At 58.0% G+C, this 14,302-nt stretch carries 16 protein-coding genes; 5 read left to right on the forward strand and 11 right to left on the reverse strand.

Annotation, left to right across the window (positions count from 1 at the left end; translation table 11 throughout):
* The 3 genes from ACXJ5O_RS07200 to ACXJ5O_RS07210 form a co-directional block, all read left to right on the forward strand.
* Positions 1-417 (forward strand): proline racemase family protein (locus ACXJ5O_RS07200; protein WP_457299292.1); only part of this gene is annotated, 417 nt, incomplete at its 5' end.
* 95 nt (positions 418-512) lie between these two features.
* Entirely contained in the window at positions 513-917 is a 405-nt protein-coding gene (locus tag ACXJ5O_RS07205) for an ArsR/SmtB family transcription factor (RefSeq protein WP_224508088.1), read from the forward strand.
* On the forward strand, positions 914-1,459 hold the full coding sequence (locus ACXJ5O_RS07210; RefSeq protein WP_224508089.1) for an SRPBCC family protein: 546 nt from the start codon (positions 914-916) through the stop codon (positions 1,457-1,459). Before ACXJ5O_RS07205 ends, ACXJ5O_RS07210 begins: the two co-directional genes overlap by 4 nt.
* A 56-nt stretch (positions 1,460-1,515) precedes the next feature.
* On the opposite strand, the gene ACXJ5O_RS07215 is transcribed toward ACXJ5O_RS07210, so the two are convergent.
* From ACXJ5O_RS07215 to ubiE, 4 genes are all read right to left on the reverse strand, one after another.
* Positions 1,516-2,040 carry a GNAT family N-acetyltransferase gene (locus ACXJ5O_RS07215; RefSeq protein ID WP_457299293.1) on the reverse strand — a complete coding sequence of 175 codons (525 nt, stop codon included), beginning with the start codon at positions 2,038-2,040 and terminating at the stop codon, positions 1,516-1,518.
* A gap of 22 nt (positions 2,041-2,062) precedes the next feature.
* Positions 2,063-3,445 carry a bifunctional phosphopantothenoylcysteine decarboxylase/phosphopantothenate--cysteine ligase CoaBC gene (gene coaBC, locus ACXJ5O_RS07220; RefSeq protein WP_457299294.1) on the reverse strand — a complete coding sequence of 461 codons (1,383 nt, stop codon included), beginning with the start codon at positions 3,443-3,445 and terminating at the stop codon, positions 2,063-2,065.
* 67 nt (positions 3,446-3,512) lie between these two features.
* Positions 3,513-5,090 (reverse strand): 2-polyprenylphenol 6-hydroxylase, encoded by a 1,578-nt coding sequence (gene ubiB, locus ACXJ5O_RS07225; RefSeq protein ID WP_457299295.1) that lies wholly within the window; start codon positions 5,088-5,090, stop codon positions 3,513-3,515.
* A 7-nt stretch (positions 5,091-5,097) separates the two neighbouring features.
* Positions 5,098-5,874, reverse strand: coding sequence for a bifunctional demethylmenaquinone methyltransferase/2-methoxy-6-polyprenyl-1,4-benzoquinol methylase UbiE (ubiE, locus tag ACXJ5O_RS07230; protein ID WP_457299296.1), 777 nt, complete (start codon positions 5,872-5,874; stop codon positions 5,098-5,100).
* A gap of 114 nt (positions 5,875-5,988) precedes the next feature.
* Between ubiE and ACXJ5O_RS07235 the strand changes: the two genes are divergently transcribed.
* Positions 5,989-7,020, forward strand: a complete 1,032-nt coding sequence (locus ACXJ5O_RS07235; RefSeq protein ID WP_457299297.1) for an adenosine deaminase — start codon at positions 5,989-5,991, stop codon at positions 7,018-7,020.
* 165 nt (positions 7,021-7,185) lie between these two features.
* Positions 7,186-7,812: a uracil phosphoribosyltransferase gene (gene upp / locus ACXJ5O_RS07240; protein WP_112525651.1), complete on the forward strand. Its 627-nt coding sequence runs from the start codon at positions 7,186-7,188 to the stop codon at positions 7,810-7,812.
* Here the strand turns inward: upp and deoA are convergent, their stop codons facing one another.
* The 7 genes from deoA to ACXJ5O_RS07275 form a co-directional block, all read right to left on the reverse strand.
* Positions 7,813-9,126, reverse strand: a complete 1,314-nt coding sequence (gene deoA, locus ACXJ5O_RS07245; protein ID WP_457299302.1) for a thymidine phosphorylase — start codon at positions 9,124-9,126, stop codon at positions 7,813-7,815.
* 8 nt (positions 9,127-9,134) lie between these two features.
* Positions 9,135-9,935, reverse strand: coding sequence for a purine-nucleoside phosphorylase (locus ACXJ5O_RS07250; RefSeq protein ID WP_457299298.1), 801 nt, complete (start codon positions 9,933-9,935; stop codon positions 9,135-9,137).
* A complete protein-coding gene (locus ACXJ5O_RS07255) occupies positions 9,932-10,336 on the reverse strand; it encodes a cytidine deaminase (protein WP_112525655.1) in 405 nt (134 codons plus the stop codon). The genes ACXJ5O_RS07250 and ACXJ5O_RS07255 overlap by 4 nt, the downstream gene beginning before the upstream one ends.
* Complete coding sequence (locus ACXJ5O_RS07260; RefSeq protein WP_457299299.1) at positions 10,333-11,304, reverse strand: ABC transporter permease; 972 nt, start codon at positions 11,302-11,304, stop codon at positions 10,333-10,335. Before ACXJ5O_RS07260 ends, ACXJ5O_RS07255 begins: the two co-directional genes overlap by 4 nt.
* Positions 11,304-12,449, reverse strand: a complete 1,146-nt coding sequence (locus ACXJ5O_RS07265; RefSeq protein ID WP_271895371.1) for an ABC transporter permease — start codon at positions 12,447-12,449, stop codon at positions 11,304-11,306. Before ACXJ5O_RS07265 ends, ACXJ5O_RS07260 begins: the two co-directional genes overlap by 1 nt.
* A complete protein-coding gene (locus ACXJ5O_RS07270; protein ID WP_457299300.1) occupies positions 12,446-12,997 on the reverse strand; it encodes a cysteine hydrolase family protein in 552 nt (183 codons plus the stop codon). Before ACXJ5O_RS07270 ends, ACXJ5O_RS07265 begins: the two co-directional genes overlap by 4 nt.
* Positions 12,994-14,302, reverse strand: a 1,309-nt coding sequence (locus ACXJ5O_RS07275; protein WP_457299301.1) for an ABC transporter ATP-binding protein, incomplete at its 5' end; no start/stop codon positions are given. The genes ACXJ5O_RS07275 and ACXJ5O_RS07270, both read right to left, overlap by 4 nt.

Raw genomic sequence — 14,302 nt, forward strand, 5'->3', positions numbered from 1 at the left:
GCAACTATCCTGACCGAGGCCGTAAAGGAGGCGGTGTCGCTCGATCATCCAGACCATAAGGATCTGGCGTTTCTCTACGGATCGATCCTGACAGATGGGGCGGACGACTGGAATGAAGGCCCGACGAAGAATGTCTGCATCTTCGCCGACGCGCAGCTTGACCGCTCCCCGACGGGTTCGGGGGTGACCGCGCGGCTCGCTGCGATGTTTGCCAAGGGGCAAATTCGCGAAGGGAATGCGCGGATATTCGAAAGTATTGTAGGCTCACGCTTTGCGGGCTTCGTTGCCTCGACCACCAAGGCGGGCGACTTCGACGCCATTACCGCACGCGTTTCCGGCCACGCTTACTACAGCGGCAAAGCCGAGTTCATCGTCGAGAACGATGATCCGCTCGGCCAGGGCTTTTTGGTTCTCTAGCGCATTCGCTTTGTTTTCGTGGGCCCCAAACACTCGCTCGAAAATATATTAAACCAAATGGTTGACTATCGAATATTTCGATGTTATTAAACCATATGGTTGAATTTCAGACACCTCACCTCGACGCCGTTTTCCATGCTCTCTCCGATCCAACACGGAGAGCCATTCTGCACCGGCTGACCGAGGGCGAACGTACCGTCAGCGAGCTTGCGACGCCCTTCAATATGTCGCTCGCCGGTGCATCGAAACACATCAAGGTGCTGGAAGGAGCCGGATTGGTGCGCCGCCATGTCCAAGGCCGGACGCATTATTGCCAGCTTGAGGCGGCCCGCCTTGCGGAAGCGCAAGAATGGCTACGTACCTATGAGCGGTTCTGGACAACGCGTCTCGACGATCTCGAGGCAATCCTGCGCGAGGAAGATCGCGCCTTGGCTCGATCAAGTGAACAGTCGACGTCGAGCCCTGCCAAATCTGATAAAACGTCAAGGAGCACGAAATGAACGAGCATGTCGGAAATGATCGTCTCGGTGTTGTGACAGCACCTCGTACGATTCGCATCGAACGCATCCTTCCCGGCCCAGTCGAACGGGTCTGGGCCTATCTCACTGAATCGGACAAGCGCAAGAAATGGCTGGCCGAGGGGCCCATGGCCAATTATGTCGGCGGCGATGTTGAACTGACCTTTTACCACTCGCAGTTGTCAAACGAGCCCACCCCGGCCGACTACCAGAAATATGAGGGTCACACGAACAAAGGCAAAGTCACTCGTTATGAGCCGCCGTCATTCCTCAGCTTTACCTGGCCGGAATCCACAGGCGAACCTTCCGAAGTAACATTCGAACTTACGGCCTCGGGATCGGATACATTGCTCCGCGTCACGCACACACGACTTGGCAGCAACGACTCCATGGTGAGCGTTGCCAGCGGCTGGCACACACATCTGGGTGTCCTCATCGATCACCTCAGCGGCGAACAGACCAGCGGTTTCTGGGACAAGTTCACCCGGCTCGAGAAGGAATATAAGCACATCATCGCAGGCTGATTGCGAAGATATCGCCTACATAACATTATTGGCCGGCATCGTCTGCCGGCCTTCAACTACAGTCGAAATCGCCTCTCGAACATCCAGACCGGCTCCTCCGTATAGGTCGTTTCGGCAATCTTGCGGAAACCGTTCTTTTCAGCGATCCGCTGCGATGCAGCGTTTTCCGGAGATATGATGCAGACCGCCCGATCGTGCTTGAAGAAAGCATCACCCCAGGCGACCACCTTGGCAAGGGCTTCACTTCCGAAGCCTTTGCCGTGGATTTCCGGCGCGAGAACCCAGCCCATCTCCGGCGTATCGCCAATGCGCGGTTCCATATCGCGCTCGAAATTGCCAAAGCCGAGCTCTCCAACGAAACGTCCGCTTGCCTTCTCTTGCATCGCCCAGAAACCGTAGCCAATGAGCTGCCACATACCGGCATAACGCAAGAGCCTTGCCCAGGATTGCTCCCGCGTGGAGGGCTTGCCCGAGATGTATTTATACACCGAAGGATGCGCCCACATTGCATGGAGCGCCTCAAAATCCTCGCGCTTGTGAGGACGCAGGATGAGATGTTTGGTTTCAAGTGCTGGAATCACGATCTGGTCTCCTGATCCACACTTAAACTTCCACCGTCTGCAATGCAGCTGCTATTTTCGCTGCCAGGCGCTCCGCGACCTCTTCCTTGTTCATATCCGGCCACTCTTCGACCCCTGAACGGGTGACGATCCGCACCGCATTGCGGTCGCCGCCCATGACACCGGTCGCGTGGCTGACATCGTTGGCGACGATCCAGTCCGCCCCCTTCTTGTCGAGCTTCCGCTTGGCATTGGCAAGCAGGTCCTGTGTCTCGGCAGCAAAGCCGACGACTAGGCGCGGACGCGATTTGCTGTGACCCACCCCGGCAAGAATGTCCGGATTTTCGATCATCTGTAGCGCCGGAGCTTTTTCACCCGGCCTCTTCTTGATCTTTTCGCCCGCTTCGTTCGCGGTGCGCCAATCCGCAACAGCAGCGACCATGATGGCGGCATCGGCAGGCAAAAGTTGCTCTACAGCGTCGCGCATTTCACGTGCCGTTGAGACGTGGATCACCGCAACATCTTCCGGATCCGGGATCGTGACGGGACCAGAGACCAGACGTACGGTTGCGCCGAGCCTGGCAAGGGCCGCGGCAATGGCGTGGCCCTGCTTTCCGGACGAGCGATTGGCTATATAGCGAACCGGATCGATGGGCTCGTGGGTCGGCCCCGAGGTCATGACAATGGTTTTGCCCGCCAGCGGTTTCGGACTGCGGTCCAACAGCTTTTCAATGGCAGCGACGATCTCAAGCGGTTCCGCCATGCGGCCATCTCCGCTTTCGCCAGTCTCCGCCATTTCGCCCTTGTTCGGGCCGACAAAACGGATGCCGTCCTTTTCAAGCATCGCGCGATTGCGCTTCGTTGCCGCATGGTCCCACATTCTCGGGTTCATGGCCGGCGCTATCAGCACGCGTTTATCGGTCGCCAGGAGGATCGCCGAGGCCAAATCATTAGCAAGGCCAGTCGCCATCTTTGCCATCAGGTCAGCTGTTGCCGGCGCGACGACGATCAAATCGGCTTCACGGGACAGGCGGATATGGCCGACATCATGCTCGTCTTCGCGCGAGAAGAGTTCCGTGAAAACCTTGTCAGCTGCGAGCGCACCCACGGCCAGTGGCGTTACGAATTCTTCTGCCGCCTTGGTGAGTACCGGACGCACCTGTGCGCCACGCTCGCGCAAACGCCGGATAAGATCGAGGCATTTATAGGCTGAGATTCCCGCACCGATGATCAAAAGGATTCGGCGGCAGGATAAAGAACCCGAGGCGTGTATCGTCGTCAATACTCCGGTGGTCGCTATCGGGATTGCCAGTTCCCCGAGGATAAGCCGCACTTCTTCTTCCATCGAGCGCCCATGGGCTGCGGCCCGCAAACGCAGCTTTTCCTTGATGGAATCGTCAAGATTGCGGATGGTGATACTGGCCATATGATTGCGCTTGCCTAGAAAAAGATTGCTTGCATGCAATCATTGCAATCATATAGCCGATATATACCTAGCTGAGAAGCTCGTACGTGATGATAACAAGACAAATTGCAATCACCCAGAGCGCGATACGCCCCGAGCGCGTATGGCGGGCCTCTGCCTTACCGATAGCGTGTGCCGTCTGTTCGTCGAACCGCAAACCATGTTCCGCCATCCTGTCGAGTTCCTTCGACAGCCTGTCAGCGCGCCCAACCAATTCAGGCACCTGACGGGCCAGGTGCAAGACTGCCTGAGCTCCTTCACTCGCATCGATAAGAATGCCCTGCGGCCCAAGATTGCGGCGAATCCAGCTCCCGACCACCGGTTCCGAAGCCTTCCACATGTTGAAATGCGGATCCAGCGTCCGCGATACCCCTTCGACCACAACCATGGTCTTCTGCAGCATGACAAGTTCGGGCCGCGTTTCCATGTCGAAGAGTTCCGTGACCTCGAAAAGCAGTGTGAGCAACTTTGCCATGGAGATGGTTTCAGCAGGTTGGCCATGGATCGGTTCGCCGATAGCACGAATGGCCTGTGCAAAGCTCGCCACATCGTGCCGATGCGGCACATAGCCGGCTTCGAAATGCACTTCGGCAACACGGACATAATCGCGCGTTATGAAGCCGTAGAGGATTTCGGCAAGGAAACGGCGCTCCTTCTTGCCAAGCCGGCCGGTGATGCCGAAATCCACCGCAACGATATGGCCCTCGTCGTCGACGAACAGATTGCCGGGATGCATGTCTGCATGGAAGAAGCCGTCACGCAATGTATGACGCAGGAATGACTGGATCAGCGTTTCGGCGAGCTTGATGAGGTTGTGTCCGGCTGCGCGCAAGCCCTCGATGTCCGACATTTTGACGCCATCGATCCACTCGAGGGTCAGCACATCGCGTCCTGTACGCTCCCAATCGACAGTCGGGACACGAAAACCCGGATCATCCTTGGTGTTCTCGCCGATCTCCGAGAGCGCGGCGGCCTCAAGGCGCAAGTCCATCTCGATACGGGTTGTTTGTGCCAGCGTCCGCGTAACTTCAATCGGGCGCAGGCGGCGGGTGGCAGGTACATATCGCTCCTGCCATCTTGCCACTAGAAAGAAGCTCTCGAGGTCATTGTTGAAACGCTGGCGCACACCTGGGCGCACAACCTTAACCGCAACCTTCTTGGTTTCGCCATTGCTTGCAACGAAGGCCGGGTGCACCTGCGCAATCGATGCGGCGGCAATTGGTTCGTTGAGACTTACGAAAAGGTCGGACACAGACCGTCCAAGCGAACCCTCGATGGCCTTGATCGAAGCGTCCATAGGAAAAAAATCGAGCTGATCCTGCAGAAGCGCCAGATCGTCGGCCACTTCGGTCCCGACCACATCGGGCCGCGTTGCGAGGAACTGCCCGAGCTTGACGTAGGACGGGCCAAGCTTGTTGATGGCGCGCGACATGCGCTCGGAGCGCTGCGCCGTCATGGCGCGGCGGCGGGCCAAAAGGCCGGCCACCCGGTGCCCAAAGGCGGGGAGACCACTCAGGCCCTCGGCTGGCAAAGCGGATATGACGCCTTCACGCGTCATGATCCATCCGGCCCGCATCAGGCGAAATATTGCTGCAGGACTACTCATGCTGCGATCACAGCTTCCAGCCGGAATGCAGCGCGGCAACACCACCGGTGAAATTGCGCCAGCTAACCCGTTCGAACCCGGCCTTGCGGATCATCTCGGCAAAATCGGACTGGCGCGGAAACTTGCGAATAGACTCCACCAGATATTGATAGCTGTCAGCATCGCCGGTCACGGCCTTGCCGATCTTTGGAATGGCATTGAACGACCACGCATCATAAATCTTGTCGAGAACCGGCAATTCGACCTCGGAGAATTCGAGGCAAAGAAAGCGTCCGCCGGGCTTAAGCACGCGAAAAGCCTCTGCCAACGCCCGGTCGATATGCGGCACGTTGCGGATACCGAAAGCGATCGTATAAGCGTCGAAACGCGCATCCTCGAAGGGAAGTTCTTCGGCATTGGCCTCTACAAACTCGGTATTGTCCGCAAGCCCCAGCTTTTCCGCGCGATCGCGGCCGACGCCAAGCATCGAACCATTGATATCGAGGACTGTCGCATGGGCATTGCGGTTTGACGCCTCAACGATACGAAAGGCAACGTCGCCGGTGCCGCCAGCCACATCGAGCACTTTCCAGCCGGCCGTTTTTGAGGGCGCGAGCCAGGCAATCATCGAATCCTTCCAGACACGATGCAGGCCGCCAGACATCAAATCATTCATTACGTCATAGCGTTTGGCGACGCGGTGGAAGACGTCATTGACGCGTGTCTGCTTTTCCCCATCGCTGACATCCTGAAACCCGAAGGACGTTTCCATGCCGCCGTGGGCACCGGTGCGTTGCTGGCTCATTGTGCTACCTGTTTTTCAAATCGCCAGAACCATAGAAGATTGAAACGCATAAGGCTATTGTCTCTTGCGCGGTGAAGCGCCGCGTTGATTTGTTTTGTCGGGGGGGTGACCGGGATGGTTCTGAAGGCCGAACTGCATTGCCATATCGAAGGCGCCGCCTCACCTCGTCTGGTCGAACGGAAAGCCACCAAATATGGTGCCGACGTTTCTGCATTCATCCAGGATGGCAAATTCGTCTGGCACGATTTCACCTCATTCCTGCATGCATTCGATCAGGCTTCGATGCTTTTCCGCACAGCGGAGGATTATGCGGATCTCGCGGAAGACTATCTTCTGTCGTTGAGTCGGCAAGACGCCATCTATTCGGAGTTTTTCATATCGACGGATCACGCCATTAGCGCTGGGCTCGACCCGCGCGCCTATATCGACGGGCTGGCGGAGGGGATGCGGCGGGCCAAGGCTGCGACTGGTATCGAATCCCGGATGATTGCGACAGGCCTGCGCCATAAGGGACCGGAAGCCGTCACCGCAGCGGCACAATACATCGCCGCCAATCCGCATCCCCTGATCACCGGTTTCGGCATGGCAGGCGATGAGCGCAKGCATCAGCCTGGCGATTTTGCGGCTGCATTCGATATTGCGCGCGGTGCGGGACTCGGCATCACTGTGCATGCGGGCGAGCTTGCTGGGTGGGAAAGCGTGGCTAACGCGCTATACGCTCTGAAGCCCGCGCGCATTGGCCATGGTGTTCGAGCGATTGAAAATTCCGATCTGGTTCAACGGCTCGCCGATGAGCAGGTCGTTCTGGAATGCTGTCCCGGCTCGAACATCTCGCTGGGCGTTTATCCGGATTTTCCATCGCATCCTTTTGCCGCGCTGGCCGAGGCCGATGTCCCCATAACGCTCAATGCCGACGATCCGCCCTATTTCCATACGGATCTTGCACGCGAATATGAGATCGCAGCCACATATTTCGGCTATGACGACGTGAAGTTGACGGAAGTTACCGCGACGGCGCTTAAGGCCGCTTTTGTCGATGAAGACACCCGAACTGCACTGTTGGAGCGGCTCAACCCGGACAAAACTGTGCGCGTTTCGGATGAGGTCTTTGCGGATCAGTCTCAAGCAGCTAAGAACCCGTCTTGAAACTCTCCTGCGGCGGTCATCTGACGTAGTTTTCTGCGCTTCCGGTGCTCACGTACTTAATGTACGCTGCGCTCCGGTTCTCAAAGACCACTCCATCTGACTGGCCGCGGCGACTTTCAAAACAGGCTCCAAAGTCTGCGGAATTTCTAGTAAAAGGGGTTTCCAATGGGCGTGACGATTGTTTCCCACCCGCTTGTCCAGCACAAGCTCACCATAATGCGCGACAAAGATACCTCTACCGCGGGCTTCCGGCGACTGCTCAAGGAAATATCGCTGCTCCTTTGCTATGAGGTGACGCGTGACCTGCAATTGACCAATATCCGCATCGAGACTCCTCTGACGGAAATGGATTCTCCGGTGATCGAGGGCAAGAAACTGGTCTTCGCCTCAATCCTTCGTGCGGGCAACGGCTTGCTCGAAGGCATGCTTGACCTCGTTCCCGCTGCACGGGTCGCGCATATCGGGCTTTACCGCGATCATGAAACGTTGCTGCCGGTCGAATATTATTTCAAGGCACCCGAAGATATCGTCAACCGGCTAATCATCGTGGTCGACCCGATGCTTGCAACAGCCAACTCGGCTATCGCCGCTATCCAGAAGCTGAAGGATCGCGGGGCCAGCAATATCCGTTTCCTCTGCCTTCTCGCCGCGCCGGAAGGCATCGAGCGCTTTACCAATGCGCATCCGGACGTGCAGGTTTTCACCGCGGCGATCGACAGTCATTTGAATGAGAAGGGCTATATAGTTCCCGGCCTCGGTGATGCCGGCGACCGCATGTACGGGACGAAATAATCAGGGTCCTACCCGGCGAAGCACTGGGGCAATCGTGCGGGGTTTGCGCTCGGAAAACCCGTAGGCGGCCTGGATTACCTTTACTGCTGCTGCTGCATCGGCGTCGGTTCGGGCGTGGACCAAGGCAACCGGTTCTCCCTCTTCCATTCTTGCCCCGATTGGCTGTAACGCCGTGATACCGACCGCATGATCGATTGGGTCCTGCGGGCGAATGCGCCCACCGCCGAGTGTCACGACAGCCATCCCGACAGCGCGCGTATCAACGGCCGCGACATAGCCTGCCTGTGGGGCTTTGACTTCATGCGTGATGGGCGCAACAGCCAGATGGTGCCGGGTCCGGGTGATGAAATCCGTTGGCCCGCCGAGGCCTGCGACCATCCGCCCGAAGATCTCCGCCGCCTTGCCACTGCTCAAGGCTTCGCTTGCCTTGTCGGTTGCGGCTTTATGATTTGGGGCCAGCTTGGCCGAAACCAGCATCTCGGCGGCAAGTGCCAGCGTGACCGCTTCAAGCCGCGTGTCACGCCGGTCTCCGGTAAGGAAATCGACGGCATTTCTGACCTCGACCGCATTGCCTGCGGCAAGCGCCAGAGGTTCGTTCATATCCGTGAGGACGGCCGTCGTTGTCAGCCCAGCTCCAGCCGCGACCGCAACAATGCTTTCAGCCAACGACACAGCATCGCGGTTTCTGGTCATAAAAGCGCCATTGCCCGATTTCACGTCCAGCACCAGCGCATTCAGGCCAGCGGAAAGTTTCTTGGACAAGATTGAAGCGGTGATAAGCGGGATCGATTCGACGGTCGCCGTCACATCGCGGATAGAATAGAACCGCTTGTCGGCGGGTGCGAGATTGGCGGTCTGGCCGATAATTGCGCACCCCACCTCGTGGACGACCTTGCGAAACAAAGCGTTGTCGGGCTGGCTGCGATAGCCGGGGATCGAGTCCATTTTGTCAAGCGTACCGCCGGTATGACCGAGCCCACGTCCCGAGATCATCGGCACATAGGCACCGCAGGCCGCTACGATTGGCGCGAGTATCAGCGAAACGTTGTCACCAACGCCGCCAGTCGAATGTTTGTCGACGGCGGGGCCGGGCAAATCCGACCAATCCAGAATATCGCCGGAATCGCGCATGGCCAAGGTGAGTGCCACCGCTTCGTCGCGTTTCATGCCATTGAAAAATATGGCCATCGCGAAGGCGGCAACCTGTCCCTCGGTGATGGAACCCGAACTCATTGCATTGATGAAAGCCGTGATATCGGCAGCATCCAGGGTATGACCGTCGCGCTTTCGCCGGATAATTTCTTGCGGCAACAACATTTTGCTTAGCCTATCTCCCGGATCAGTACGCGGATGATCTTTTGAAGACGCGCGCCGCCCTTCGGCGCAACATCCTTGGTTTCTTCATGCGAAAGTTCCGCGCCGGTCATGCCTGCCCCATAATTTGTGACGACCGAGCAAGCGGCAACACGCAGTCCGAAGAATCGCGCCAGAATGACTTCCGGAACAGTGGACATGCCGACCGCGTCCGCCCCCATAGTGCGTGCCATGCGAATTTCTGCCGGTGTTTCGAAGGACGGACCTGAAAACCACATGTAAACGCCCTGTTCCAGCTTTTCGTTGACCTCGCCAGCAGCAAGGAGAAACGCGTCTTTCAGTTGTCTGTCGTAAGCTGTCGTCATGCCGACGAAACGCTGGTCGGACGGTTCCCCGATGAGAGGATTGAGGCCGGAGAAGTTGATATGATCATCGATGAGCATCAGGCTACCCGGCGCAAGATCGTGGCGGACCGAGCCGGCCGCGTTGGTGAGGATCAACATCTCGACGCCGAGATCGGCCAGTGCCGCGATAACCGGCCGCATGACCGCAGCATCTCCCTTCTCGTAATAGTGAGCGCGACCAGCCAGCATAAGGACGGGCTTACCCGAGAGGTAACCGGCAACGATCTCCCCCGCATGGCCGGAAACGACACTATGCGGGAAGCCGGGCAGGTCCGCATAGGGAACGCGAACAGCATCTTCAACAGCATCGACCAGCGAACCGAGGCCAGAGCCAAGCACCAGCGCAACACGCGGCGCCAGACCGTTAAGTCTCTGAATAAGCGCGCTGGTCGCGGGCGCGATCATGCGGCACCCTTGCCCAGAACGTCCGCCTCGAAGCCGTAGGGGAAAATATCCTTCATGGTCAGCGTTTCAACGATGCCATTGTTATCGCAAAGGTGCAGTCGGGTATCCGGCCCAGCGAACTCCGCCAAACGCTGACGGCAGCCTCCGCAAGGTGTGCATTTCGCCTTCTTTTCAGCAACGACGGCGATATCCGTGATCGTACCGCCGCCACCCATGACGAAGTGACCCAGCGCCGTCGTTTCGGCACACCAGCCTTCAGGATAGGAGATGACCTCGATATTGCAGCCGGAATAAATGCGTCCGTCGCTGGTACGAATGGCGGCTCCAACCGGAAATTGCGAATAGGGCGAATGCGTCTTCTGCATGGCAGCGAACGCCGCATCGAACAGGTCTTTCATTATCTCTCTTTCACATAGGCGACGCCGCCTGCCTTTGGCGGGATCGCCTTACCGATGAAACCGGCAAGAAGCACAACGGTCAATATATAGGGCAGAGCCTGCATGAATTGCACAGGGACCTCGCCGATAAGCGGCAGCGGATGYCCTTGCATGCGTATTCCCACCGCGTCGAGAAAACCGAACAGGAGACACGCGAACATGGCCTGAACCGGACGCCATTTGGCGAAAATCAATGCCGCGAGCGCGATGTAGCCCTTGCCGGCAGTCATGTCCTTGACGAAACCGGCTCCTTGCGCCGTCGCCAGATAGGCGCCTGCGATACCACAAAGCACGCCGCAGCAGATCACCGCGCGGTAGCGCAGCCACGGCACCGAAATGCCGGCCGTATCCACAGCCGCGGGATTTTCACCAACCGCACGCAGGCGCAAGCCAAAGCGCGTGCGATAGAGCACCCACCACGTAAAAGGCACAAGCAGGAACGCGAGATAGACTAGCACCGAATGGCCGGAGATCAGTTCGTAGTAGAGCGGACCGATGACCGGTACACCGCGCATGGCCTCCGCACCCGGAAGATTGATCGGATTGAAGCGCGCAGCATTCGGCAAGGAAGGCGTGCGCCCGCCCTGGCTGAACCATGCCTGGCCGAGGATGACGGTCGTACCGGCGGCAATGAAATTGATCGCAACGCCAGAGACAATCTGATTGCCGCGGTGGGTGATGGACGCGAAACCRTGCACGAGCCCGAGCGCGACCGATACCAGAACTGCCGCGAGCAAAGCAAGGTAAGCAGAACCAAACCAGGTCGCAACTGCGCCAGCAGCAAAGGCACCGGCCAGCATCTTGCCCTCAAGGCCAATGTCGAAAATGCCGGCCCGCTCGGAATAGAGCCCGGCAAGACAGGCAAGCAGGAGAGGCGCCGAAAGCCTGATCGTCGAATCGAAAAGCTGCAAGACCGTTGTGAAAGAATCCATCACTGGTTTCCTCCGGCAATGACGGCTGCGGCAGTTCGATTTTTTGCACGTCCAAGACGGTAGAATATCCGTTGCAGCGAGGGGCGGAACATATGTTCGAGTGCCCCTGCAAAGAGGATAACCAGGCCTTGGATAATGACGATCATATCGCGCGATATATTGGGCATATCGAAAGCGATTTCCGCGCCGCCCTGATAGAGCATGCCGAATAGGATCGCCGCGAGGACGATTCCGGCCGGATGCGACCTGCCCATCAATGCGACGGCAATACCGACAAAGCCTGCACCAGCAACGAAATCCAGCTGCATACGATGTTGCGCCCCCATGATCGGATTGAGCGCCATCATCCCTGCCAGCGCCCCCGAAATCATCATCGTGATGATGATGATCCGCAGCTCGCTGATCCCGGCATAGCGAGCAGCTTTCGGGCTAAAACCCATCGTACGAATTTCATACCCAAGCTTGGTGCGCCAGATCAGCACCCAGACCAGAAAGGCCGCCACCAGCGCCAGCAGGAAACTGACATTCAAGGGAGCCGAACGCATGGAGAGCCCGACAAGGTTGAGCAGCCAGCCGAGACCCGGCAATTGTCCGCCCTCGGCAAAAACGCGCGTCTCCGGCGCTTGGCTCCCCGCGGGCTTCAGTACCCCTACCAGCAGGTACACCATGATACTTGCAGCGATGAAATTGAACATGATCGTCGTGATAACGACGTGAGAGCCGCGCTTGGCCTGAAGCCATGCGGGGATAAGCGCCCACAACGCTCCGACCAGCGCCGAGGCAAGTATCGCCAGAGGGAAGGTCAGCCACCAGGGCAGAAAATTGCCGAGCCAGAGTCCGACCAGCGAAACGCCGAGACCGCCGATATAGGCTTGGCCCTCCCCGCCGATGTTGAATAGTCCGCAATGGAAAGCAACGGCCACGCAGAGACCGGTGAAGATGAAGTTCGTCGCGTAATAAAGCGTGTAGCCGACACCGTCACCCGAACCGAACGCGCCTTTGACCATCAAGACAGCCGCATCGATCGGACTTTCGCCCACCAGAAGTACCACGAGGCCAGCGACCAAAAATGCAACAATCAGATTGATCAGCGGAAGAAGGCCGTAGTCCGCCCAGGCAGGCAGTTTTGCAAAAGGTTGGCTCATGGCAAGGTCTCGATAATTTCGTCGGACGTGGTGATGCGGGCATACTCGCCGCCCAGCACGGACAGTGCCAGCGCGTGTACGTCTTCGGCCGCCCACAGCTTGCCGCGGTGATCCTTCCTGTCGATGCTTGCAACCGCATCTTCAGGGATACTCACCTCAAAGCCGAGATTGGCTGCCATGCGCACAGTCGCATCGACCGAGTTTTCCAGAAGAACGCCTGTAACGACAAGGCTGTGAACCTGCAGTTCATCCAGAACATCCATCAGATCCGTGCCGACAAAGGCATTGTTGGTGCGCTTGTCGACGACGGGTTCGCCGACTTGCGGTGCGACCTCCGATTTGAATTCATTGCCCTCTGTGCCGGGCCTGTAGGGAGACGCCGGATCGGTGGAATCGTGCCTGATATGAATGACTGGCAGCCGCCGCTCGCGCCACGCGGCAAGCAGTTTGGCAATCATGGCCTCGGTGTCCGGCTGGCCGCGCCYTCCCCACTTCGGATCATCGATGGCATTTTGCACATCGACGACGATAAGCGCCTGCGTCGTCATTCCGCGGCCTCCTTATGTTCGACACCGGCCATCAGCAAGCCAAGTTCGCTCTCGTCGGCGTCGGAGTCGCGTTCGCCGACGATGCGACCGGCAAACATCACCAGGATACGGTCAGAAAGCGAGCGAATCTCATCAAGCTCAACCGAAACAAGCAGCACGGCCTTGCCGGCGTCGCGCATCTCGATGATGCGCTTGTGGATGAATTCGATCGCGCCGACATCCACACCGCGTGTCGGCTGGCCGATGATCAGAACCCCAGGATCCCGCTCCATTTCCCGTGCAAGCACGATCTTCTGTTGATTACCACCGGAGAAATTGGCCGTCTTCAACCGCGGATCACTCGGCCGGATATCGTACTTCTCGATCTTCTTGCGCGCATCCGCTTTTATCGCCTCCAGATCAAGAAATGGCCCATTCAAATAGAGCGGATCGTCATGATAGCCGAGGATCGAGTTTTCATATTCCTCGAACGCGAGGACGAGCCCCATATGGTGGCGATCTTCCGGCACATGGGCGAGGCCCCGGTCGCGCAGTTCTCCAGGATCGGCAGCGCCGGTTATATCGATGATCTGCCCATCGAGCAGTACACGGCCCGAAACGGCAGCACGGATACCGGCGATCGTTTCGATGAGCTGTGACTGGCCGTTTCCCGCAACACCTGCAATACCGACAATTTCGCCTGCACGCACTGTAAATGACGCGTCATCAACCATCACCACGCCGCGACTGTCACGCACCGTAAGGTTTTCGACGGAGAGCTTGACACCGCCTGGCTTTGCCTCACCCTTTTGCACCCTTAGAAGCACGCGGCGGCCGACCATCAGTTCAGCCAATTCTTCGACGGTCGTTTCCTCCGTCTTGCGCGTTGCAACGACCGCACCCTGCCGCATGACCGAAACATTGTCCGTCACGGCCATGATCTCGCGCAGCTTGTGCGTGATGAGCACGATCGTCTTGCCCTGACTTTTCAACTGTTCGAGAATACGGAAAAGGTGATCGGCCTCCGGCGGGGTCAAAACGCCGGTCGGCTCATCAAGCACGAGGATTTCGGCCCCACGATAGAGCGCTTTCAGGATTTCCACGCGCTGTTGCAGCCCTACTGGCAGCTCCTCGATCAGCGCATCGGGGTCGACATCGAGCTGGTATTCCTTTTCGAGCCGCTTCAGTTCGGCTCGAGCCTTGGAGATGCCGTTCTTGAGCAGCGGCGCACCCTCGACACCGAGCATGACGTTTTCAAGCACTGTGAACTTTTCAACCAGCATGAAATGTTGATGCACCATGCCGATGCCGAGCGCGATGGCGGCA

The sequence above is a fragment of the Phyllobacterium sp. P5_D12 genome, from assembly GCF_054049495.1.

Excerpts from the sequence above, each read along its gene's own strand:
- ACXJ5O_RS07210 (WP_224508089.1), top strand. The coding sequence starts at position 914 with ATGAACGAGCATGTCGGAAATGATCGTCTCGGTGTTGTGACAGCACCT.
- upp (WP_112525651.1), top strand. The coding sequence starts at position 7,186 with ATGGGCGTGACGATTGTTTCCCACCCGCTTGTCCAGCACAAGCTCACC.
- coaBC (WP_457299294.1), bottom strand. The coding sequence starts at position 3,445 with ATGGCCAGTATCACCATCCGCAATCTTGACGATTCCATCAAGGAAAAG.
- ubiB (WP_457299295.1), bottom strand. The coding sequence starts at position 5,090 with ATGAGTAGTCCTGCAGCAATATTTCGCCTGATGCGGGCCGGATGGATC.
- ubiE (WP_457299296.1), bottom strand. The coding sequence starts at position 5,874 with ATGAGCCAGCAACGCACCGGTGCCCACGGCGGCATGGAAACGTCCTTC.
- ACXJ5O_RS07205 (WP_224508088.1), top strand. The coding sequence starts at position 513 with ATGGTTGAATTTCAGACACCTCACCTCGACGCCGTTTTCCATGCTCTC.
- ACXJ5O_RS07265 (WP_271895371.1), bottom strand. The coding sequence starts at position 12,449 with ATGAGCCAACCTTTTGCAAAACTGCCTGCCTGGGCGGACTACGGCCTT.
- ACXJ5O_RS07250 (WP_457299298.1), bottom strand. The coding sequence starts at position 9,935 with ATGATCGCGCCCGCGACCAGCGCGCTTATTCAGAGACTTAACGGTCTG.